Here is a 21,128-nt window from a genome sequence, read left to right on the forward strand (position 1 = left end):
GATGTGATTCAGCGTAGGTAGCTACCCGGCAATTGGTAGCCCGCCGGCGCACACCCTCAGCGCTGCGGCGCCGCCGTCGGCGCAATCGGTCGCGGCAACGCGGACTCACCCATCAGGTAACGGTCGACACCCGCCGCGGCAGCCCGGCCTTCGGCAATCGCCCACACGATCAGGGACTGTCCACGGCCCATGTCACCGGCGACGAACACGCCGGGGACATTGGTCTGGAAGTCCTCGTCGCGGGCGACGTTGCCGCGATCGGTCAGCTCGACGCCGAGCTCGTTGAGCAGGCCCTCGCGCTCCGGGCCCACGAAGCCCATCGCCAGGAAGACGATGTCGGCCTCGAGCTCGAAATCCGAACCCTCGACCTTCTCGAACTTTCCGGCCTTCATCTGGACCTCGTGCACCTTCAGTGAGGACACCCTGCCGTCGGTGCCGCGGAACTCTTCGGTGTTGACCGAGAAGACGCGCTCGCCACCCTCTTCATGCGCCGAGGCCACCCGGTACATCAGCGGATACGTCGGCCACGGGGTCGACTCGGCCCGGGTCTCCGGCGGGCGCGGCATGATCTCGAACTGGTGGACGCTGTGCGCTCCCTGCCGATGCGCAGTGCCCAGGCAGTCCGCACCGGTGTCGCCGCCGCCGATGATGACGACCTTCTTGCCCTTGGCGGTGATCGGCGGCTCGCCGTCGGCCCCGGCGACATCGTCACCCTGCTGCAGGCGGTTGGCCCACGGCAGGTACTCCATCGCCTGGTGGATGCCCTCGAGTTCACGGCCGGGGATCGGCAGATCGCGCCAGGCAGTGGCACCGCCGGCGAGCACGACGGCGTCGAACTCCTCGTCCAATTGCTCGACGGTGATGTCCACACCGACGTTCACGCCGGTGCGGAACTGCGTGCCTTCGGCCGCCATCTGCTCCAGGCGGCGGTCGATATGCCGCTTTTCCATCTTGAATTCGGGGATCCCGTAGCGCAGCAACCCACCGATGCGGTCGGCCCGCTCGAACACCGTGACGCTGTGGCCGGCCCGGGTCAACTGCTGCGCGGCAGCCAGCCCGGCCGGGCCGGAGCCTACGACGGCGACCTTCTTCATGGTCCGAACAGTCGGGACCATCGGCGTGACCCAACCCTGGTCGAAGGCGTTGTCGATCAGCTCGACCTCGACCTGCTTGATGGTCACCGGGTCCTGGTTGATTCCCAGCACGCAGGACGCCTCGCACGGTGCGGGGCACAGCCGCCCGGTGAACTCCGGGAAGTTGTTGGTGGCGTGCAACCGCTCGATACCGTCGCGCCAGCGGTCCCGGTACACCAGGTCGTTCCACTCGGGGATCAGGTTACCCAGGGGGCAACCGTTGTGGCAGAACGGAATACCGCAGTCCATACACCGCGATGCCTGCACCTGCAGGGTCTCGTGGTCGAAGTCTTCGTAGACCTCTTTCCAGTCCTTCAGGCGCAGGTCGACCGGCCGCCGGGCCGGGGTCTGCCGGACGGTGTGCTTGAGGAAACCGCTCGGATCAGCCACGGGCCGCCGCCATGATCGCCTCGCCCACGTCCTGGCCGGAGTTCTCGGCCTCCTCGATGGCTACCAGCACCCGCTTGTAATCACGGGGCATCACCTTGACGAACTGCTTGGCCGAACCATCCCAGTCGGCCAGGATCCGGCGGCCCACTGCCGAATCCGTCGTATCGACATGCGCCACGATCATCTCCTGCAACACCTCGAGGTCCTCGGCGCTCAGGTCGTCCAGATCGACCATCTCGCCGTTCACATTGCCGGGCAGCCGGCCGTCCGGGTCGTAGACATACGCGACACCGCCGGACATGCCTGCCGCGAAGTTGCGCCCGGTGCGGCCGAGAATCACGACCTTGCCACCGGTCATGTACTCACACCCGTGGTCACCGACGCCCTCGACGACGGCGTGGGCACCCGAGTTGCGCACCGCGAACCGCTCACCGACCTGACCGCGCAGGAACGCCTGCCCGGTGGTCGCGCCGAACAGGATCACGTTGCCCGCGATGATGTTGTCTTCGGCCACATAGTCACTGGGCGCGTTGCCCGGCGGGCGCACCACGATCCGGCCACCGGAAAGACCCTTGCCGACATAGTCGTTGGCGTCACCGTGCACCCGCAGCGTGATACCGCGCGGGACGAACGCCCCGAAGCTGTTACCGGCCGAACCCTCGAAGGTGATGTCGATGGTGCCGTCGGGAAGCCCTTCGCCGCCATAGGCTTTGGTGACCTCGTGGCCCAGCATGGTGCCGACGGTCCGGTTGACGTTGGCGATCTTTGTCGTGAACCGCACCGGCGTGCCGGCATCCAGCGCCTCGCGGCACTGGGTGATCAGCTGCTGGTCAAGCGCCTTGTCCAGACCATGATCCTGACGCGAGCTGCAGTACAGGTCCTGGTTCATGAACGCCGACTCGGGCTCGTGCAACACCGGCGCGAGGTCGAGCTTGTGCGCCTTCCAGTGCGCGGCGGCCTCCGTGGTATCCAGCGCACCTACCTGGCCGACCATCTCGTTGACGGTGCGGAAACCCAACTGCGCCATCAGTTCCCGAACCTCTTCGGCGATGAACATGAAGAAGTTCTCCACGAACTCGGGCTTGCCGTTGAAGCGCTCGCGCAGCACCGGGTTCTGGGTGGCCACACCCACCGGGCAGGTGTCCAGATGGCACACCCGCATCATGATGCAGCCCGAGACCACCAGCGGAGCCGTCGCGAATCCGAACTCCTCGCCGCCGAGCAGGGCGGCGATCACGACATCGCGACCCGTCTTGAGCTGGCCGTCCACCTGGACGACGATGCGATCGCGAAGACCGTTGAGCAGCAGGGTCTGCTGGGTCTCGGCCAACCCGAGCTCCCACGGGGCGCCGGCGTGCTTCTGCGAGGTCAGCGGGGTGGCACCGGTACCGCCGTCGTGCCCGGAGATCAACACCACGTCGGCGTGCGCCTTCGAGACACCCGCGGCCACGGTGCCGACGCCGTTCTCGCTGACCAGTTTGACGTGGATGCGCGCCGACGGGTTGGCGTTCTTCAGATCGTGGATCAGCTGTGCCAGATCCTCGATCGAGTAGATGTCGTGGTGCGGCGGCGGGGAGATCAGGCCGACACCGGGTGTGGAGTGCCGCACCTCGGCGACCCACGGGTACACCTTGTGACCCGGGAGTTGGCCGCCCTCACCGGGCTTGGCACCCTGCGCCATCTTGATCTGGATATCGGTGCAGTTGGTCAGGTAGTGGCTGGTCACACCGAATCGACCGGAGGCCACCTGCTTGATGGCGCTGCGCCGCCAGTCCCCGTTCTCGTCGGGTTCGAAGCGGTCGACGCTCTCGCCGCCCTCACCGGAGTTCGAGCGTCCGCCGAGGCGGTTCATGGCGATGGCCAGCGTCTCGTGCGCCTCTGCCGAGATGGATCCATAGCTCATGGCACCGGTCGAGAATCGTTTGACGATCTCACTGGCCGGCTCGACCTCGTCGAGCGGAACCGGTTCGCGCACACCCTCTTTGAACTTCAGCAGGCCGCGTAGCGAAGCCATCCGCTCGCTCTGGTCATCGACCAGCTTGGTGTACTCCTTGAAGACCTCGTACTGCCCGGTGCGGGTCGAATGCTGCAGCTTGAACACGGTGTCGGGGTTGAACAGGTGGTATTCGCCCTCACGGCGCCACTGGTACTCACCGCCGACCTCGAGCTCACGGTGCGCCCACTCGTCGGGCCGGTCCAGGTAGGCCAGCTCGTGGCGGGCCGCGACATCGGCGGCGATATCGTCGAGATCGATACCACCGGTGGGACAGTGCAACCCGGAGAAGTACTCGTCGAGCACCCGCTGGTTGATACCGATCGCCTGGAACAGCTGGGCACCGGTGTAAGACGCCAGGGTGGAGATGCCCATCTTCGACATCACCTTCAGCACACCCTTGCCGGCGGCCTTGACGTAGTTGGCCTTGGCCGCGTCGCTGGACAGGCCGGTGATGACGCCACGGTCGATCATGTCGTCGATCGACTCGAACGCCATGTAGGGGTTGATCGCGGCGGCACCGAAACCACACAGCATCGCCATGTGGTGCACCTCGCGGGCATCACCGGACTCGACGACCAGACCGACCTGCGTGCGGGTGCGCTCGCGGACCAGGTGGTGGTGCACGGCGGCGACCGAGAGCAACGACGGGATCGGAGCCAGCCACTCGGTGGATTCGCGGTCGGAGAGCACGATGATGCGGGCCCCGTTGCGGATCGCCTGGCTGACCTTGGTGCGGACGTCCTCCAGCGCGCGGCGCAGACCGGCACCACCATCGGCGACGGGGTACAGGCAGCTCACCACGGCTGCACGCATGCCGTGCTGGTGGCCGTTGATCTCATGATCGGGGTCGACGTCGACGAGCTTGGACAGATCGGCGTTACGCAGGATCGGCTGCGGCAGCACGATCTGGCGGCACGAGTTCTCGTCCGGGTTGAGCAGGTCGCCCTCGGGGCCGACGGTGCCCTGCAGGCTGGTCACCACCTCTTCGCGGATGGCGTCCAGTGGCGGGTTGGTCACCTGGGCGAACAGCTGCTGGAAGTAGTCGTAGAGCATCCGCGGCCGCTGCGACAGCACGGCGATCGGGGTGTCGGTGCCCATCGAGCCCAACGCCTCGGCGCCGGTGCGCGCCATCGGCGCCACCAACAGGTTGAGCTCTTCGTAGGTGTAGCCGAACGCCTGCTGACGCAGCACCACGCGGTGGTGCGGCATCTTGACGTACTTGCCGGGAGGCAGATCGTCGACGTGGAAGAGCCCGGCGTCCAGCCACTCCTGATAGGGATGCTCGGCGGCGAGCTGCGATTTGATCTCCTCGTCGGAGACGATGCGGCCCTGCGCGGTGTCGACCAGGAACATGCGACCCGGCTGCAACCGGATCTTCTGCACGACGGTGGACGGGTCGAGGTCCAGCACGCCGGCCTCCGAAGCCATCACGACGAGGCCGTCTTGGGTCACCCAGATGCGCGAGGGGCGCAGGCCGTTGCGGTCCAGCACGGCGCCGATGACGGTGCCGTCGGTGAAGCAGACCGATGCCGGGCCGTCCCACGGTTCCATCAGCGAGCCGTGGTACTGGTAGAACGCCCGCAGCGCGGGGTCCATCTCGGTATTGCGCTCCCAGGCCTCCGGGATCATCATCAGCACCGCGTGCGCGATGCTTCGCCCGCCAAGGTGCAGCAGTTCGAGGACCTCGTCGAAACGGGCGGTGTCCGATGCGCCGGGGGTACAGACCGGGAAGATCTTGTTCAGGTCGTTGTGGTAGCCGAACACGTCGGTGTGGATGAGCGCCTCACGGGCCTTCATCCAGTTCTCGTTGCCGGTGACGGTGTTGATCTCACCGTTGTGGGCGACGCGGCGGAACGGATGCGCCAGCGGCCAGGACGGGAAGGTGTTGGTCGAGAACCGCGAGTGCACGATGCCCAGTGCGCTGGTCAGCCGCTCGTCCTGCAGGTCCAGATAGAAGGCGCGCAGCTGCGGGGTGGTCAGCATGCCCTTGTAGACGAATGTCTGTCCGGAAAGGCTTGGGAAGTAGACGGTTTCGCGCCCGGGGCCGTCCTGACCGGGACCCTTGGTGCCCAGCTCGTGCTCGGCGCGCTTGCGGATCACGTAGGCCCGGCGCTCCAGATCCATGCCGGAGGCACCGGCGATGAAGACCTGTCGCAGCGTCGGCATCGCGTCGCGGGCGAGCGCGCCCAGCGAGGAATCGTCATGCGGGACGTCACGCCAGCCCAGCAGCTGCAGCCCCTCGGCCTCGACGATCTTCTGCACGGCCTCGCAGGCCAGGTTGGCATCGCGGGCGGACTGCGGGAGGAAAGCGATACCGGTGGCGTAGCTGCCCTCGGCAGGAAGCTCGAAGCTCAGGCCCTGCTCTTTGATCACCGCGCGCAGGAACTCGTCGGGAACCTGGATGAGGATGCCCGCGCCGTCACCGGTGTTGGGCTCGGCCCCGGCGGCACCGCGGTGCTCCAGGTTCAGCAGCGCGGTGATCGCCTTGTCGACGATGTCGCGGCTGCGGCGACCGTGCATATCGGCCACCATGGCCACGCCGCATGAGTCGTGCTCGTATGCGGGGTTGTAGAGGGCGCTGGGCACATTTCCCATCGGTAATCCACCTGACCCTTACTCTCATGCCTGCGTGAATCGGCGTCCACTGTCGGCAGTTACCAGTGGCCTGGCGTTCGCGGCGCCTTCGTGCAGCACTGAACGACGGCTTTTACCCACTCGCCACAAGTTGCCAAAACGATATGACAAAGACCGCAAGGCATGCCAACTTAGCCAGCCCTAACTAGACTGTATGGCCCGCTTTTCTCCGGATCTGCGCGGCCACGCCACACATCGGCCGATAACGTTGTCCGGCAATCCATTTCACAACACCTCCCGCGGCCGCGCGCCACCGCAGCCTGACAGTCACTCTTGGCACCCTCGGTCAAAATGTTTGCCGTGCAGAATACAATAGGCTTTGAACTGCACTTTTTATGCGTCATTAGTTTGCTCAAAGACTAGCCAGATTCTTAGACAATCCCGCGGATACCCCCCCAGTGGTACGGGCCGCGTCCGGCGGGGCGAAGCTGAACGGTGATGTCATACCCACTGGACACCCCGACCGGCCGTTTCGGCATCCACGATGTCGAGCAGGGACCGACCACGTATTCGGCCGCCCTGCCGGTCGCAGCATGGCGCAATCCGTTCACCGGGGCACCGAGTATGGCAGCGCTGGGCGTCTTGGTGGATCACATCGCCGGCTACCCCAACCACGCCCGGCGGCCTGACGGCCATTGGACGGTAACCAGTGAACTGACAATCGAATTCTGCCCGGGCGCACAGCACACGCTGACCGCCGAGCAGGCTGCGCCGATCATGGCAACCAGTCGGACACTCGGCGTCCCGGCCGGAACGTCGCTGTCGGTATGCGACCTCACGCACGACGGCCGCCCGATCGGCCATGCCACCATACGTTCCTTCTACATCGAAGCCGCTTCGGGCATTGCAAATCTGCCCGCCCTGGAGCCGGACTCCGACACGATTCTGCCGACCGAACTGAGCGATCTGCTTGCCGTCGAGGTGGCCGAGCCAGGTGGTGAGGCGGGCGGCGCACGGGTATTGCGCCAGCATGCGCACCCGGCAATCAACAACCACCTCGGCGCGGTGCACGGTGGAATCGTGGCCGCCGGCCTGGAGCTGGTGGCCGCAGCCGCACTGAACACCGACCCGGCGCGGCCCCCGATGCACACCGCTTCGCTGCGCATCAACTATCTGCGCCGGCTGATCGGCGGCGGGAAGGCTCACTACCGCGGAACCGCGCTGCACGCCGGGCGGAGCAGCGGAGTGGCCGAGGCCCAAGGCATCGACGCCGACGGCCGGCTGGCGCTGACGGCCCGCCTGACGGCGTACCGGGACTAGGTCACGCGGCGGTGGAGATTCGGCGGCGCCGCATCTCCATTGCGGAGCGATCGTGTCTCGACCGGTCCGAACGGCGCGCCCGCGGTGGGACTCTCGGCGAATCAGCTGTTGCCCGACCTAGGAGCGGCGCCGTGTCCACAACCGCCATGTCCACACCCACCATGACACATCGACTCGCAGCCGAGTTCATCGGCACCTTCTGGCTTGTGCTCGGCGGATGCGGTAGTGCCGTGTTCGCCGCCAAGTTCCTCGCCGGCGACGGTGTGTCGCTCGGCATCGGCTTCCTCGGTGTCGCATTGGCGTTCGGGCTCACGGTGCTCACCGGCGTGTACGCCTTCGGCACCATTTCGGGCGGCCACTTCAATCCCGCGGTGACGCTGGGTGCGGCACTGGCGAAGCGGGTGGAGTGGAGCGCGGTGCTGCCATACTGGATTGTCCAGGTGATCGGCGGGTTCGCAGGCGGTGCAATCATTTACGCGATCGCCAGCGGGGCGCCGGACTGGAGCCCCACGGGGAACATGGCCGCCAACGGCTACGGCGTGCACTCACCCGGCGGATACTCGATGTGGGCGGTGCTGATCACCGAAGTGGTCCTGACCTTCATCTTCCTGTTGGTCATCCTCGGTTCGACCGATGATCGCGCTCCGAAAGGTTTTGCCGGACTGGCAATCGGATTGACGCTCACCCTGATCCACCTGGTATCCATCCCGATCTCGAACACCTCGGTCAACCCGGCGCGCTCCACCGGCGTCGCGTTGTTCAACGCCGATGGAGCGCCGAGCCAGCTGTGGCTGTTCTGGCTTGCCCCGCTGGTGGGAGCGGCCATAGCCGGAGTCGCCTATCCGCTGTTGTTCGGTGTCGCAGAGGAATTGGCCGATCGACCGGTTCGGGACGACGCGCTCGACGGACGCTGAACGGCCTCGGCGGAGCCGACGTCAACGGGCCTTGTCGGCGGAGCCGACATCAACGGGCCTTGTCGGCGGCGCCCTTCTCGGTCGACTTGCCCTCGTGCACCAGGGTGCCACCGGCACTCTCCAGGTGCGCGCGCACGAACCACTGGAACTTCTCCAACTCGCCGGCATGTCCGATGAGCATGTCCTGTGAGACCAGGTCGATGTCATCGAGGCGCTCGATGTTCTTGCGGGTGTCCTCGATGATCCCGGTGTAGACCAGGTCCAGGGCGGCCAGATGGGCCTGGACCTTGTCACGGTTCACCGAGTAGTCATCCCAGGTGCGATCATTGATGATCGCGCCAGGTGTTCCGAGCGGTGACGCACCGAGTGCCGCAATACGTTCGGCAACTTCGTCGGCATATCCGCGGACCAGGTCGACCTGCGGGTCGATCATCTCGTGTACACCGATGAAGTTCGGCCCCACGACATTCCAGTGCACGTGCTTGAGGGTCAGGTGCAGGTCGTTGTAGCGGCTGAGTTGCTTCTGCAGCAGCTCGGCCACCTCGGCTCCCTGCTTGTCGGTCAGTCCAGGGATGGTGAACGCAGTCATGGTCGCTCCTTCGCGTGACGTCGTGTTGTCTTCGGCATCGACGTGCCCGACGCTCGTTTACCCAACCGCGCCGCGCGGTAATCACCGGCCGATCAAAGCGCCCGCAGATTGGGAATGGCTTGTCTCGGTGCCCGGCGCGGGTTGATCGCGAGCCCACTGGCGTAGAGCAGTCGGACTGCGCGCTGACGATGCGGCCGCAACGGCTCGAGCAAATCCACCATCGCGGCGTCGTCGATCGGGACGCCGAGCAGGCTCAGCCCGACCGTGGTGGCGAGATGATAGTCACCGACCGAGATTTCGTCGGCGTCGCCGAAAGCGCGCTGCACCGTTTCGGCGGCGGTCCATATCCCCACGCCCGGCAGCGATCTCAGACCGCGGACCGCCTTCTCGGCGGTCAACCGTTCCAACGCGTCGCCGCGCTGTGCACACCCGACGACGGTTCGGGCCCGCCCAGGGTCCACGTTGGCCAGATGGAACTCCCAGGACGGAATGCGCCGCCACACCTCCGCGCTCGGCGGCACGCGCATACCGGCCGGCGCCGGACCAGGGGCCGGCCCGCCGAATTTGGTGGTCAGGATGCGCCAGGCCCGGAAAGCGTCCTTGCCATAGACACGCTGTTCGATGATCGCCGGGATCAGGGCCTCCAGCACCCGGCCGGTGCGGCCCAGCCGCAGGTGCGGAACCCGTCGGCGCGCCACCGCGATGGTGGGGTCGGTGGGCATGAATCCGGCATCGTCGTCGTCGACGCCCAGCAATGCGGGCAGCCCGTCGATGAACTCGGCCGCCCCAGCTCCCCATGCTTCGCACTCCACGGTGTCGACGGCGGTCTTGGCTATGCGGGCGGTGACCGGGCCGGTGCGCATCAGCGATGTCCGCCAGATGTCGGTGCCGACGATCTGATAGCACGGGTCGCCGCCGCCACGTCGCAACGGGGCCAACGTCAGACCGGGACTGACGGGCCCGTCGAATCTGAGCGTGGCGGACGGCACGCCACCCAATCTAGGACAGTTGTACGCGTGCCTTGTCCGGGTAGAAGGCGACCCGGCCGGCGATCTCGGCGACCGCCGGGTAGGGCTGCCGATAGCTCCAGATGACATCGGGCACGTCACCGACGTTGTAGTAGTTCGCGTCGCCCTTGTACGGGCAGTAGGTCGTCGTCGCGCTGTCCGAGAGCACGGCGGGGTCGACGTCGGCCAGCGGGACGTACTGGACCGGCGGATAGCTGGCCTCCTGCAGGGTCAGCGCGTCGTCGGTACGGGCCACGACGGTATCGCCGACGGTGACGGTGACCCGCCGTCCGGTGGGCGTGATGGTGATCGGGTGCTCGGCATCGGGCTGCCGGGGTTGCCGGGCTGTCATGGCCACTTCAACACAGCGGTGGCGACCGTGATTCCCGTCACCGGCCGGTGGTTACCATCGCTGCATGAGTGCACCGGTCCAAGCATCCGTCACCATCGCTGCCGAACCCGCCGCGGTCTACTCGCTGATCACCGACCTACCGACGATGGCGTCCTTGGCCGAGGAGGTGCACGCCATGTCGTGGACGAAGGGGTCCGCGGCTGCACCCGGTGCGGTGTTCAGGGGGCGGAACCGCAACGGCGCGAAGTCGTGGAGCACCACCTGCACCGTCACCGCGGCCGATCCCGGTAGCGCGTTCGCCTTCGACGTGAAGTCGGCGATACTGCCGATCGCGCACTGGCGCTACGACATCGTCGCCACCGAGGGTGGGTGCACGGTCACCGAATCGGTCTGGGACCGGCGCGCCGGGTGGTTCAAGAAGTTCGCCGGGCTCGCCACCGGTGTGAGTGACCGTGACAATGCCAATGCCGAACACATCCGGCTCACTCTGCAGCACCTCAAGGAGCGTGCGGAAGCCTAGGGTTTGCGGGTGATCAGATCGGCCACCCGCGCGATCGGTGATGTCTTCGCCGATCCGCTGCGCGCCTCGTGCCGATCGGCCACCTTGTACGCGGTGTAGAGACCACGGACCCCGAGCCAGCGCAGCGGTTCCGGTTCCCAGTTGCGCGACTGGTGACCGACCCACGGCAGTTGGGTGCGGTCGGTGCGGTGCCCGAGGACCAGGTCGGCCAGCGTGCGCCCGGCCAGGTTGGTGGCGGTGACCCCGTGCCCGACATAGCCGCCCGCCCAGCCGAGGCCGGTCGCGCGATCCAGCGCCACCCCGGCCTCCCAGTCCCGCGGTACCGCCAGAACCCCACACCAGCCGTGGGCGATCGGAACCTGACGCGCCTGGGGCAGCAGCGAGTGCAGCACCTCGGTCAGCGATCGGATGGTCCGCGCGGGCACCCGGCCGTCATCGTCGGTGCGCGAACCGAACCGGTAGGGCACACTGCGCCCGCCGATGGCGATTCGGTCATCGACGGTACGCTGGGCATAGAAGAAGCCGTGCGCAGTATCGCCGACGAGCTCTCTTTCCCCCCAACCGATCTCATCCCACAACGCGACGGGGATGGGCTCGGTGGCGATCATCGAACTGTTCATCGGCAGCCAGCGGCGGTGCAGACCCGGCAGCGCCGAGGTGAATCCTTCGGTGGCGCGTAGCACGATGGGGGCCCGCACGGTCCCGCTCACCGTGACGGCGCGGCCCTGGACGATCTCGTGGACAGGAGACCGCTCGTAGAGTGCGACCCCGAGGCGTTCCACGGTGTCGGCCAGGCCACGAACCAGTGCCGCCGGTTGAACGCGCGCGCAGTGCGGGGTGTGGTAGGCCGAGAGCATTCCGTCGAATGCGATCCGTTGCGCCGCTTCCTCTTTGGTCAGCTCGGTGACGTCGTTGAGCCACCTGCGTTCCTCGGCGACGGCGGCGGACAGCCGGGCGGCCTGCGCGGGATTGCGGGCGATTTCCAGATTCCCGCCCTTGACGGCGCCGGCGTCGATACCCTCGGCGGCCGCGACCGCGATCACCTCGTCGACCGCGTCGTTCAGCGCCCGCTGCCAGGCCAAAACCTTTTCTCGGCCATGGCTTTTCGCCATCCTGTTCCGGTCCCCGGGAACCAGACCCGACAACCAGCCGCCATTTCGACCGGACGCACCGTAGCCGGCGAACCGTGCCTCGAGCACGGTGATCCGCAAGGACGGGTCGGCCTTCTTGAGGTAATAGGCCGTCCACAATCCGGTGTATCCGGCGCCGACGATGCACACATCGGCATCGCGATCACCCGGCAGGCCGGACCGCGGCGTCGGAAGCGTGTCGAACCAGTGCGATACCTGACCGTTGATCGTGGGCACCTGACGATTCTGCCAGTCGCGTTGTCGGTGGTCAGGCGGATGGTGGGGCCCAAGCACTCACGGAAGGGGCACATCATGTGCTGGCAATGCGATCATCCCGGAGCCACCCGGGCCGATTACCTGGAAGTCCTGCGCCGCGCAGCGAGAAAGACCGGCTGGGCCGTGCAGTACGTCGAGACCGATCCGCCATTCGCGTACACCATCGGCTTGGCCGACGCGGGACTGCCGGAACTACTCATCACCGGCCTGCCGCCGGAACGTTCCCTGGGCCTGTTGAACGCGGCGGCTCACTACATGGTGCACGAGACTGAGCCGTTGCCCGGCGACACCATGGACTTCGGGGACGATGTGGTGGCCGAATTCGTCGAGGTGAGCGCACCCGATGTGCACATGGGGTGGGCGGTGGCCTACCACGGCGGACCCGTTCGCGGCATGCAGGTTGCCTGGCGCGATCACGACGGCCACTCCCCATGGTGTCCCGATTTCAATCTCGGCGGTCCGCGACAACCTGTGCTCGGTATCCGGGGGCCGACCGCGGGCTGACGCGGAGCGCCGGTAACCCCGCCCCCGCCCGCGAGCTCGCACGAGTTGTCATACCCCGGTTTGTCATACCCCGGTGGCATGATCGAACGTATGAGCGAACGGTCGGGTGTGGGGGTCCACCTCGATGCCGCGCGCGATCAGCTACTGGCCGAACGGGCCGCGGTGGCGGCCAAGGTGCTCGCGGCGGGCCGGTTCGCCCTGGCCCGGATGGCCGAGCTCGGGCACGGATTGCAGGATCTGATTGTCGATGACTGGGAACTGGTGGCCGCCGAACTGGGTGCGGAGCTGGGAATCAGCCGGGGCCGGGCCTGCACGCTGATCACCCAGGGCCGTGACCTGCTCACCCGACTCCCGGCCTTCGCCCAGGTGTTCGCCGGGGGTGGGGTGGACCTGCGGGTGCTGCGGGTCATCCTGCACCGCTGTGCGTTGATCACCGACCCCGACATCACCGCCATCATCGACACCCAGCTCGCCGCGGCCGCCCCCTCGTGGAACGCACTGTCGGATGAACGGATCGCCGAGCTGATCGACTGGATGATCATCGAGATCGACCCCGTCGCGGTCCGCCGCGCCCGCGAGACCCGGCGGCGCCGCCACCTGACCGTGGCACCGGTCGGGGACGGGATGGTCGAAATCCACGGCCTCGTCGACGCCACCAAAGGGGCGGTCTTCGACCAGAGCGTCGACGCCCTGGCCCGCACCGTGTGCCCGCACGATCCGCGCACCCACACCCAACGCCGCGCCGACGCCCTCGACGCACTGGCGCTGCGGGCGACCAGCATCGCGTGCCGGTGTGGACGCCAGGACTGCCCGGCAGCAGGCAACGAAGTGGCCACCGGTCAGTTCATTGTTCACGTGCTCACCGAGCAGGGCAGCATCACCGCCGCACAGACCGAACGCCGCGGCCCGGCGAAGACACGGGCCCCGGCGTTGCTCCCCGGGTACGGGCCCATCACCGCCGACCAACTCGCCGACCTGCTACCCGCAGCCCGGATCCGGCCCGTGCCCGAAGCAGAGGATTTGGGTACCGAACCCGGCTATCACCCGTCCAGAGCGCTGGCTGATTTCGTCGGCTGCCGGGACCTGACGTGTCGCTGGCCGGGCTGCACTGTGGTGGTGGCGCGCTGCGATATCGACCACACCACACCCTGGCCGGCCGGGCCCACCCATCCCTCGAACACCAAGCTGTACTGCCGCATCCATCACCTGATCAAGACATTCCACTGCGAGCCCCGCGGCTGGACCGACCAACAACACCCCGACGGCACCCTCACCCTCACCGCCCCCAACGGGCGGGTCTACACCACAAAACCCGACGGCGCGTTGTTCTTTCCCGCCCTGGCCATCCCGTCAACAGCCCTGATCACGGCACCGGCGCCACCACCAATGCCGGGCCGAGAACGGGCCGCCCCCAGACGATCCCGCACCCGCGCACAGAACCAGGCCTACCGAATAGCCCACGAACGCGCACACAACCGCACCCACATCGACACCCACCCACCACCGTTCTAAGCGCCGGAGGACCGGCGAGGCACCGGCTAGGTTCTCTTGCGCGAATTGCGCAGCTCTACCCAGAACCGGGCCGCCTCGGCGATGGAGTCCTCCACCGGCGTTGGCTCCCAACCGAGTTCACTGCGGGCCTTGGTGCAGTCGACCGGCGCCTCCGCGCGCATCAACCGCAACGAGACCAGCGAGAGCTTCTCGTCCGACTTGCGCAACCGCCCCTTGACGGTGCCCAGCGCGGCCAGCACGTAGGTCAACGGCAACGGGATCGACCGCGTGGGCGGTGCGACACCGACTGCGGTGGCGGCGATCCTGGCCACCTCGGCATTGCTGATCATCTTCTCCGAGATCAGATATCGCTCGCCGACGCGTCCCTTCTCGGCGGCCAGGATCAGCGCCCGCGCAGCATCGTCGACGCCGACGGCTTCGAGCTCGATACCGCTCATCACGAAGGGCAGTTTCCCGAAGGCCGCGCCCGCGATGATCGCTCCATGCGGGGTGCGCCCCCAGTCCTTGCCGCCAAAGGTCGTCGACACGCACATCGCCACCGCCGGCAGCCCCCGCTCGCGGGCATACGACAGCACCAGGTTCTCGGCCTGCACCCGCGACTGCACATACGGGGTGAGGCCCCGGCGGCCGATGACGTCGCCCTCGGTCGCGACTCGGCCGCGACGCCGCCCGACCGTGGCATAGCTGCTGGTGAACACGAACTTCTGCAAACCGGAGGCAATCTCGGGTTCGACGGCGATGTTCAGCACATTGCGGGTGCCCTCGACATTGGTGCGGAACAGCGGCGAAGGATCACGCAACCAGCCCCGGGTGTCCACCACGCAGTAGTAGACCGTCTGCGCACCGGTCATCGCGGCGCGCAACACATCGTTGTCCCAGATGTCGCCGACGAAGCGCTGCACATCGAGGTCGTCGATGCCGATGGTGTTGGCGCCCGCACGCACCACCACCCGCACATCGTGGCCGTCGGCCACCAGTTGTCGGGTCAGATGCGAGCCGAGATAGCCGTTCGCGCCGATCACCAGGACCGGGGACGTCTCCGTCATCGCGCCATACCCTTCATCCATTCGGCGGCCTCGTCGTCGAGGGTCCCGAGTTGCTGCGCCTTCTTGCACCACTTCATGGCCGCGGAGACAAACCGGAGCGGGTTGTAGATGTCCTCCTGCCGGCGCCACAGACCGTCACCGGCGTAGGTGAGGATCGAGATGTTGGTGGCGCTGATGATGGTGCCGTCCCCGGGATCACGCATGGGATTGTCGAGTTCGCAGATGACCCGCGCGGTGGCTTCGTCGATCACCGACCACAGCGACGGAAAGGCGGTCATGTGGTTACCCGGGAAGGTCTCCATCGTCTTCCAGATCCACGGCCGCACCTGCTCCCGGCCACGCATCGTGCCTGCGGCGTGCTCCACGTACTCGACATCGGGGGTGTACTGGTCCACCCACGGGTCCCAGTCCCTGGTGGTCGCGGCACGAGCCACGGTCTTCTCGAAGGCGGTGTACGCCTCGGCCAATTCGTCACGGGTGAATGGCGTCACACCACAAACTAGAACACGTTCTAGCTGGGTTTGTCGAGATTTCTGGCAACGGCCAGCACCACCCGGTCACCCAGCGGTTCGTCGAGGCGGACCTCGACACTGCCGGGCACGGCCTGCGCGATGCACATCCGGCCGATCGACGAGGGCGGCATACCGCCGTTGAGATCCACGGTGACGGCCTCCGGGGTCTCGTCGACCAGGACGTGGACGCCGAAACAGTCTCGGGCACCGGAGACGAAGTTCAGCAGCAATCCGTCATCGCTGCGGCTCCACGACTCCACCTCCGCGGCATGTGGGTTGAGTATCTGCGGATTGTCGGCGAACACTACCCGGTCCGGGTCGACAGGAACCTCGGGCGGGACGTCCGCAGGACTGGCCGAGGCGACCGGAAAACCGGCCGTGAGCAGGCAGCCGGCGTGGATTAGACCGACGAGCGCTGTTGTTACAGCTCTACGCATGGGTTCCACCGTAACGGCGGAGCACAATGGATGGTGAACCGAAGCAAAGGAGTGATAGCGCATGAGCGACTTCCAGAAGGCCATTCTGGCCGGCGGCTGCTTCTGGGGCATGCAGGATCTGATTCGCAAGCAGCCGGGGGTCGTGTCGACGCGGGTGGGCTACACCGGCGGCGAGAACGAGCACGCCACCTACCGCAACCACCCGGGCCATGCCGAGGCGATCGAGATCACCTACGACCCCGCCGAGACCGACTACCGGGCATTGCTGGAGTTCTTCTTCCAGATCCACGACCCGTCGACGAAGAACCGTCAGGGCAACGATGTCGGCAGCAGCTACCGGTCGGCGATCTTCTATGTCGACGACGAGCAGAAGTCGATCGCGCTGGACACCATCGCCGATGTCGACGCCTCCGGCCTCTGGCCCGGAAAGGTCGTCACCGAGGTGGTACCGGAGGCCCCCTTCTGGGAGGCCGAGCCCGAGCATCAGGACTACCTGGTGCGCTACCCGACCGGGTACACCTGCCACTTCCCGCGCCCGGGCTGGAAGCTGCCCAAGCGCGCGGAGGTCTGATTCACCGGGCGTGTAGCACCACCCGCCCACCGCGCTTGGGGGTGAAGGCCACTCCACGTGAGTGCACCTTCTCCCCCGGCGCGGTGGTGGTGGCAAGAGTGAAGTGCCGCAACACCGTTCGCAGGACGATATCCATCTCCACGTTCGCGAACACCGCACCGATGCAGCGCCGGGTCCCGCCGCCGTAGGGCACCCAGGCCAGCGGCGGACGGTTGCCGACGAACCGCTGTGGATCGAATCGATCGGCGTTGTCGAACTCACGCTCGTGCAGCTGCGACAGGCTCACCACGATCGAATGTCCGCGCGGGATGACCCACTCGCCGAGTTCGAAGGTCGGTGAATAGATATGCCGTCCCGAGAAGTCGATGACGGTGCGCACCCGCTGGGTCTCGAGGATGACGGCTTGGCGGTACTCATTGGCGGTGTCATCTCCCGTCGCTTCGCTCACCAGCCTGTTCAGCACGTCCGGATGCCTGCTGATCCGCTCGAACACCCACCCCATGGTCGAGGCCGTGGTTTCGTGACCGGCCGCCAGCAGGGTCAACAGTTCGTCGGCGATGTCCTGTCGCGACATCGCGGTGCCGTCCTCGTAGGTGCTGCGCAGCAACAGGGCCAGCACGTCATCGCGCTCGTCGAGACGCGGATCGGCTGCGACCTCGTCGATGAGCCTGCCGACCACCTCGTCGTAGCGGCGGCGATACTCGGCCAACCGGGTCCAGGGATGCCAGCGGCCGTAGTCCCGCTTCGGAGTGGGCAGGGTCGCGCACCGCGAGCCCAGCGTCACCCACGGCGGGATGATCCGGCGCAGTTCGTCGAGGTGAGCTCCGTCGGCACCGAACACCGCGCGCAGGATCGCGTTGAGGGTTATCCGCATCATCGGTTCGAGAATCGGAAACTCCTGCCCGATAGGCCAATTCGCCGACTCGCGCAGCGTCTCTTCCTCGAAGATGCGTTCGTAGTTCTTGATGCTCTTGCCGTGGAACGGTGGGGTGAGCAGCTTGCGGCGACGTCGGTGCTCGGCACGGTCGAGCGCGAAGACCGAACCCGGCCCGAGGATGCGCGACAGATTGGGTTGGATGTTGCCGACATCCTCCGGGCTGGCCGTGAACAACTGCTTGGCCAACTGCGAGTCGGTGACGATCACCGTCGGGCCGAAGACCGGCAGCTGCATACTGAAGGCAGACCCGTACCGACTGGCCAGACGCGCGACCACCGGACGGCGGAACAGCGCAAAGCCGATGCCGAGCACCGCTCGGTTGAAGGTCGGGCCGGGAGGCAGGTTGATGGCGGGGGTATCGATACGTTCGACGGTCGCTTCGCTCATGACCACACTCCAGACCGGTTGGTGGTACTGCGGTGTACCACGGGGTGTGAGCTACGGTACTCCCCGGTACCGCCCCGGGCAAGACCCGTTCGACGAGGAGGGTTGATGAGCGACGACACGTCGTTTCGGGTTCGCCTGCTCGACGGGCTGGCCGCCTCGATCGCCGAGCGCGGCTATCGCACCACCACGGTCGCCGATATCGTGCGCCACGCTCGCACCTCCAAGCGCACCTTCTATGCCGAATTCACCGACAAGGAACAGTGCTTCCTCGAGCTGCTGCGCGCCGACCACGAAGCACTGATCGCCGAGATCCGCGCCGCGGTGGATCCGCAGGCACCATGGCAGGACCAAATCGAGCAGGCCGCCTCGGCCTACGTCGCCCACATCGACGCCGGGCCGGCGATCATGCTCAGCTGGATCAGGGAACTGCCCGCCCTCGGCGCGACGGTGCGCACCGTGCAGCGTTCGGCGATGAGCGGACTGACCGAAATGCTCGTCGAGCTGACCAGCAGTCCGGGCTTCCAGCGCGCGGACATCGCACCGGTGAGCCGCGAACTCGCGGTGATCCTGCTCGGCGGGCTCCGGGAGCTCACCGCCCTGACAGTCGAGGACGGCGCACCGGTGCAGCGCATCCTGGCGCCGGCCATCACCGCGGCGGCGGCGATCCTCGGGGCGGATCAACGCAGGATCAGCCGCGCCGATTTCAGTAGCCGCAGCGAGATCTCCGGATAGTCCTCATAGCCCATTCCTGCCCACACCAGCGTTCCGGTGTAGAGCAACTCGAGCGCCTCGATGACATCGGCGTCGACCGCCGCCCCCAGCGCCGCCACGAGACGGCCTCGGATATCGGCGCCGATACGCCCCCGCAGTGCGTCGACATCGGGATCCTTACCGAGCAGCGCGTTGGTCACCGCCCCCGCGAATTCCGGCTCGCCGGCCACCAGCGCGGAAATGTGTTCGAGCACCTCCAGCACCCTGGTCGCCGGATCCTCGGACTCGTGGGCGGCCAGCGGCGATTCAGCGAGCCGACGCCAGAACACCTCGGCAACAAGGTGTTCCTTCGACGAGAAGTATGTATAGGCCGTCGCGGCACCGACGCCGGCCTCCGCGGCCACCCGACGCACGGTCAACGCCGCGAAACCATCCCGGGCCAACAGATCCAAGGCCGCCCTGCCGAGGCGATCGACGGTGTCGGCCTGCTTGGCGCTCAACCGACGGCGCGTCGACTCCAGGGTCGCATCGGACACGTGTCCAGACACTACTGCAACCCCGGCCCACCAGCAACGGTAGGTTGTCTGCCATGAGCACCGCGCAGGCCGACCTGCCGTCCGAAACCGCCCGGCTCTTCGCGTTCGCCGAGCAGGTCACCGGCTTCCTGCCGGCCGACGAGGGGCGTGCGCTCTACGACGCGGCGGTGCGCTACCTGGCCGGCGGCGTCGGCGTCGAGATCGGCACGTACTGCGGTAAGTCGACGGTGCTGCTCGGGGCGGCCGCCGTGCAGACCGGCAGCATCATCTACACCGTCGACCACCACCACGGGTCCGAGGAACACCAGCCGGGGTGGGAGTATCACGACACCAGCCTGGTCGACCCGGTCACCGGCCGATTCGACACCCTGCCCACCGCACGGCACACCCTCGACCTGGCGGGCCTTGACGAGCACGTGGTGGCCATCGTCGGGAAATCGCCTGTGGTCGCCAAGGTCTGGGCCACGCCGGTGCAGTTCCTGTTCATCGACGGCGGTCATACCGAGGAGGCCGCTCAGCGCGACTACGACGGGTGGGCCAAGTGGGTGGCCTCCGGCGGCGCTCTGGTGATCCACGACGTGTTCCCCGACCCGAAGGACGGCGGACAGGCGCCCTACCACATCTACCGGCGCGCCATCGATTCCGGTGATTTCACCGAGGTGTCGGTCACCGGCTCGCTGCGGCTGCTGGAGCGTCGCTAACGCCCCGCCGGACCGGATGTAGCGCAAGCACAGTCGAATTCGCTCTCCAGTCCGCGCGGAAGGTCGGTCCGGAAGATACCCGCAGCCGGGGTGGTGCTCGACAGCGCGTCGGCGGCCAGGATCATCGCCGCACCCGTCCACGTGGTCCGCTCCTCCGGCCAACGCTTCCCGTCGGCGAACACCAGTCCGGTCCAGTAGGAACCGTCACCTTCGCGCAGGTGCTGCATCGCGGCGAACTGTTCGCGGGCCCTGGCGCGATCACCGATGGCGTCCAACGTCAGCACCAGCTCGCAGGTTTCGGCACCGGTGACCCATGGCCGATGATCCACACAGCGGATGCCGAGGTCCTCGACCACGAAATCGTTCCATCGCGCTTCGATACGGGCCCGTGCGGCATGCCCGCGCAACGCACCGCCGAGCACCGGGTAGTACCACTCCATCGCGTGAGAGTCCTTGGCGTTGAACGACTCCGGGTGCTCGGCGATGGCATGGCCCAGCTGGCCGAGCGCCACCTCCCACTCCGGTTGCGGGTCGTCCAGATAGTTGGCCAGTGCCAGCGCACACCGGATGCTGTGGAAGATGCTCGCGCAGCCGGTCAGCAGCGCCTCCTCGATCAGACCGGCATCGCTTCTGGCCCAACCGATCTCCCCACCTGGGAGCTGCATCGTCAGCACCAGGTCGATCGCGCGGGACACCGTCGGCCACATCAACTCGGCGAAGCGGCGGTCACCGGTGATCAACACGTGGTGCCACACACCGGTCGCGATATAGGCGCAGAAGTTGCTGTCGGTGTTGGCGTCCTCGATGACGCCGTTACGCAGCTGGATCGGCCAGGACCCGTCCGGCCGTTGAGCCGTCCGGCTCCACTCGAAGGCGGCCCGCGCCGGCTCCAGCAGCCCGGCCACCGTCAGCGCCATCGCGTTCTCGACGTGATCCCAGGGATCGGTGTGTCCGCCCACGGACCACGGAATGGCCCCCGAGGACTCCTGGGTCTCGGCGATCGAGACCGCGGTCTGAAGGCATTGCTCGGGTGTCAGAACACCGGCAACACCGGGGATCTCGCGGGCGGTCAT

General features: G+C 67.0%; 20 protein-coding genes. 8 read left to right on the forward strand and 12 right to left on the reverse strand.

Translation table 11 applies throughout. The features are described 5' to 3' along the window. Window positions 1-56 precede the first annotated feature (56 nt). Window positions 57-1,523 carry a glutamate synthase subunit beta gene (locus tag FBY28_RS12490; protein WP_141867160.1) on the reverse strand — a complete coding sequence of 489 codons (1,467 nt, stop codon included), beginning with the start codon at window positions 1,521-1,523 and terminating at the stop codon, window positions 57-59. Next, window positions 1,516-6,114: a glutamate synthase large subunit gene (gene gltB, locus FBY28_RS12495; protein ID WP_141867162.1), complete on the reverse strand. Its 4,599-nt coding sequence runs from the start codon at window positions 6,112-6,114 to the stop codon at window positions 1,516-1,518. Before gltB ends, FBY28_RS12490 begins: the two co-directional genes overlap by 8 nt. 477 nt (window positions 6,115-6,591) lie before the next feature. Here gltB and FBY28_RS12500 point away from each other — a divergent pair, with 477 nt between their 5' ends. Both FBY28_RS12500 and aqpZ read left to right on the forward strand, forming a co-directional pair. After that, window positions 6,592-7,413 (forward strand): PaaI family thioesterase, encoded by an 822-nt coding sequence (locus tag FBY28_RS12500; protein ID WP_141867164.1) that lies wholly within the window; start codon window positions 6,592-6,594, stop codon window positions 7,411-7,413. Window positions 7,414-7,559: 146 nt separating this feature from the next. Beyond that, window positions 7,560-8,327, forward strand: a complete 768-nt coding sequence (gene aqpZ, locus FBY28_RS12505) for an aquaporin Z (RefSeq protein WP_141870189.1) — start codon at window positions 7,560-7,562, stop codon at window positions 8,325-8,327. Between the two features lie 49 nt (window positions 8,328-8,376). Here the strand turns inward: aqpZ and FBY28_RS12510 are convergent, their stop codons facing one another. The 3 genes from FBY28_RS12510 to FBY28_RS12520 form a co-directional block, all read right to left on the reverse strand. Continuing rightward, window positions 8,377-8,916, reverse strand: coding sequence for a Dps family protein (locus FBY28_RS12510; protein ID WP_141867166.1), 540 nt, complete (start codon window positions 8,914-8,916; stop codon window positions 8,377-8,379). Between the two features lie 92 nt (window positions 8,917-9,008). Continuing rightward, a complete protein-coding gene (locus FBY28_RS12515; protein ID WP_141867193.1) occupies window positions 9,009-9,905 on the reverse strand; it encodes a DNA-3-methyladenine glycosylase family protein in 897 nt (298 codons plus the stop codon). Between the two features lie 10 nt (window positions 9,906-9,915). Further along, window positions 9,916-10,275: a DUF427 domain-containing protein gene (locus tag FBY28_RS12520; protein ID WP_141867195.1), complete on the reverse strand. Its 360-nt coding sequence runs from the start codon at window positions 10,273-10,275 to the stop codon at window positions 9,916-9,918. 64 nt (window positions 10,276-10,339) lie between these two features. Between FBY28_RS12520 and FBY28_RS12525 the strand changes: the two genes are divergently transcribed. Next, window positions 10,340-10,795, forward strand: coding sequence for an SRPBCC family protein (locus FBY28_RS12525; RefSeq protein ID WP_141867197.1), 456 nt, complete (start codon window positions 10,340-10,342; stop codon window positions 10,793-10,795). Here FBY28_RS12525 and FBY28_RS12530 read toward each other — a convergent pair. After that, complete coding sequence (locus tag FBY28_RS12530) at window positions 10,792-12,162, reverse strand: NAD(P)/FAD-dependent oxidoreductase (protein ID WP_141867199.1); 1,371 nt, start codon at window positions 12,160-12,162, stop codon at window positions 10,792-10,794. The two genes, FBY28_RS12525 and FBY28_RS12530, sit on opposite strands and share 4 nt — an antisense overlap. 75 nt (window positions 12,163-12,237) lie before the next feature. Between FBY28_RS12530 and FBY28_RS12535 the strand changes: the two genes are divergently transcribed. Next, a complete protein-coding gene (locus tag FBY28_RS12535) occupies window positions 12,238-12,705 on the forward strand; it encodes a DUF4262 domain-containing protein (protein ID WP_141867201.1) in 468 nt (155 codons plus the stop codon). A 90-nt stretch (window positions 12,706-12,795) separates the two neighbouring features. Then, on the forward strand, window positions 12,796-14,217 hold the full coding sequence (locus tag FBY28_RS12540; protein ID WP_141867203.1) for an HNH endonuclease signature motif containing protein: 1,422 nt from the start codon (window positions 12,796-12,798) through the stop codon (window positions 14,215-14,217). Between the two features lie 26 nt (window positions 14,218-14,243). Here FBY28_RS12540 and FBY28_RS12545 read toward each other — a convergent pair whose 3' ends face one another. From FBY28_RS12545 to FBY28_RS12555, 3 genes are read right to left on the reverse strand one after another with little or no spacing between them, the layout of a single operon-like run. Continuing rightward, on the reverse strand, window positions 14,244-15,263 hold the full coding sequence (locus FBY28_RS12545; RefSeq protein WP_141867205.1) for an NAD-dependent epimerase/dehydratase family protein: 1,020 nt from the start codon (window positions 15,261-15,263) through the stop codon (window positions 14,244-14,246). Continuing rightward, complete coding sequence (locus FBY28_RS12550; protein ID WP_141867207.1) at window positions 15,260-15,754, reverse strand: nuclear transport factor 2 family protein; 495 nt, start codon at window positions 15,752-15,754, stop codon at window positions 15,260-15,262. Before FBY28_RS12550 ends, FBY28_RS12545 begins: the two co-directional genes overlap by 4 nt. Before the next feature lie 20 nt (window positions 15,755-15,774). Further along, complete coding sequence (locus FBY28_RS12555) at window positions 15,775-16,212, reverse strand: hypothetical protein (RefSeq protein ID WP_216847649.1); 438 nt, start codon at window positions 16,210-16,212, stop codon at window positions 15,775-15,777. A 61-nt stretch (window positions 16,213-16,273) separates the two neighbouring features. On the opposite strand from FBY28_RS12555, the gene msrA reads away from it, so the two are divergent. Continuing rightward, a complete protein-coding gene (msrA, locus tag FBY28_RS12560; RefSeq protein ID WP_141867209.1) occupies window positions 16,274-16,783 on the forward strand; it encodes a peptide-methionine (S)-S-oxide reductase MsrA in 510 nt (169 codons plus the stop codon). Window position 16,784: 1 nt separating this feature from the next. Here the strand turns inward: msrA and FBY28_RS12565 are convergent, their stop codons facing one another. Beyond that, complete coding sequence (locus FBY28_RS12565) at window positions 16,785-18,107, reverse strand: cytochrome P450 (RefSeq protein ID WP_141867211.1); 1,323 nt, start codon at window positions 18,105-18,107, stop codon at window positions 16,785-16,787. Window positions 18,108-18,212: 105 nt separating this feature from the next. Between FBY28_RS12565 and FBY28_RS12570 the strand changes: the two genes are divergently transcribed. Then, window positions 18,213-18,839 (forward strand): TetR/AcrR family transcriptional regulator, encoded by a 627-nt coding sequence (locus FBY28_RS12570; RefSeq protein WP_141867214.1) that lies wholly within the window; start codon window positions 18,213-18,215, stop codon window positions 18,837-18,839. Here FBY28_RS12570 and FBY28_RS12575 read toward each other — a convergent pair. Continuing rightward, window positions 18,785-19,354 (reverse strand): TetR/AcrR family transcriptional regulator, encoded by a 570-nt coding sequence (locus FBY28_RS12575; RefSeq protein WP_141867216.1) that lies wholly within the window; start codon window positions 19,352-19,354, stop codon window positions 18,785-18,787. The genes FBY28_RS12570 and FBY28_RS12575 overlap by 55 nt on opposite strands. Before the next feature lie 53 nt (window positions 19,355-19,407). On the opposite strand from FBY28_RS12575, the gene FBY28_RS12580 reads away from it, so the two are divergent. Then, window positions 19,408-20,055, forward strand: a complete 648-nt coding sequence (locus FBY28_RS12580) for a class I SAM-dependent methyltransferase (RefSeq protein ID WP_141867218.1) — start codon at window positions 19,408-19,410, stop codon at window positions 20,053-20,055. Here FBY28_RS12580 and mmpH read toward each other — a convergent pair. Next, a complete protein-coding gene (mmpH, locus tag FBY28_RS12585) occupies window positions 20,052-21,128 on the reverse strand; it encodes an MMP endo-(1,4)-3-O-methyl-alpha-D-mannosidase (RefSeq protein WP_141867220.1) in 1,077 nt (358 codons plus the stop codon). The genes FBY28_RS12580 and mmpH overlap by 4 nt on opposite strands.

This window comes from Arthrobacter sp. SLBN-53 (assembly GCF_006715585.1).
Classification (GTDB): Bacteria; Actinomycetota; Actinomycetes; order Mycobacteriales; family Mycobacteriaceae; genus Mycobacterium; species Mycobacterium neoaurum_A.

What these genes read in the sequence shown, in the direction of transcription:
- gltB (WP_141867162.1), bottom strand. Translation starts at nt 6,114, where the DNA reads ATGGGAAATGTGCCCAGCGCCCTCTACAACCCCGCATACGAGCACGAC.
- FBY28_RS12500 (WP_141867164.1), top strand. Translation starts at nt 6,592, where the DNA reads ATGTCATACCCACTGGACACCCCGACCGGCCGTTTCGGCATCCACGAT.
- aqpZ (WP_141870189.1), top strand. Translation starts at nt 7,560, where the DNA reads ATGTCCACACCCACCATGACACATCGACTCGCAGCCGAGTTCATCGGC.
- FBY28_RS12510 (WP_141867166.1), bottom strand. Translation starts at nt 8,916, where the DNA reads ATGACTGCGTTCACCATCCCTGGACTGACCGACAAGCAGGGAGCCGAG.
- FBY28_RS12520 (WP_141867195.1), bottom strand. Translation starts at nt 10,275, where the DNA reads ATGACAGCCCGGCAACCCCGGCAGCCCGATGCCGAGCACCCGATCACC.
- FBY28_RS12525 (WP_141867197.1), top strand. Translation starts at nt 10,340, where the DNA reads ATGAGTGCACCGGTCCAAGCATCCGTCACCATCGCTGCCGAACCCGCC.
- FBY28_RS12535 (WP_141867201.1), top strand. Translation starts at nt 12,238, where the DNA reads ATGTGCTGGCAATGCGATCATCCCGGAGCCACCCGGGCCGATTACCTG.
- FBY28_RS12540 (WP_141867203.1), top strand. Translation starts at nt 12,796, where the DNA reads ATGAGCGAACGGTCGGGTGTGGGGGTCCACCTCGATGCCGCGCGCGAT.
- FBY28_RS12545 (WP_141867205.1), bottom strand. Translation starts at nt 15,263, where the DNA reads ATGACGGAGACGTCCCCGGTCCTGGTGATCGGCGCGAACGGCTATCTC.
- FBY28_RS12555 (WP_216847649.1), bottom strand. Translation starts at nt 16,212, where the DNA reads ATGCGTAGAGCTGTAACAACAGCGCTCGTCGGTCTAATCCACGCCGGC.
- msrA (WP_141867209.1), top strand. Translation starts at nt 16,274, where the DNA reads ATGAGCGACTTCCAGAAGGCCATTCTGGCCGGCGGCTGCTTCTGGGGC.
- FBY28_RS12565 (WP_141867211.1), bottom strand. Translation starts at nt 18,107, where the DNA reads ATGAGCGAAGCGACCGTCGAACGTATCGATACCCCCGCCATCAACCTG.
- FBY28_RS12570 (WP_141867214.1), top strand. Translation starts at nt 18,213, where the DNA reads ATGAGCGACGACACGTCGTTTCGGGTTCGCCTGCTCGACGGGCTGGCC.
- FBY28_RS12580 (WP_141867218.1), top strand. Translation starts at nt 19,408, where the DNA reads ATGAGCACCGCGCAGGCCGACCTGCCGTCCGAAACCGCCCGGCTCTTC.
- mmpH (WP_141867220.1), bottom strand. Translation starts at nt 21,128, where the DNA reads ATGACCGCCCGCGAGATCCCCGGTGTTGCCGGTGTTCTGACACCCGAG.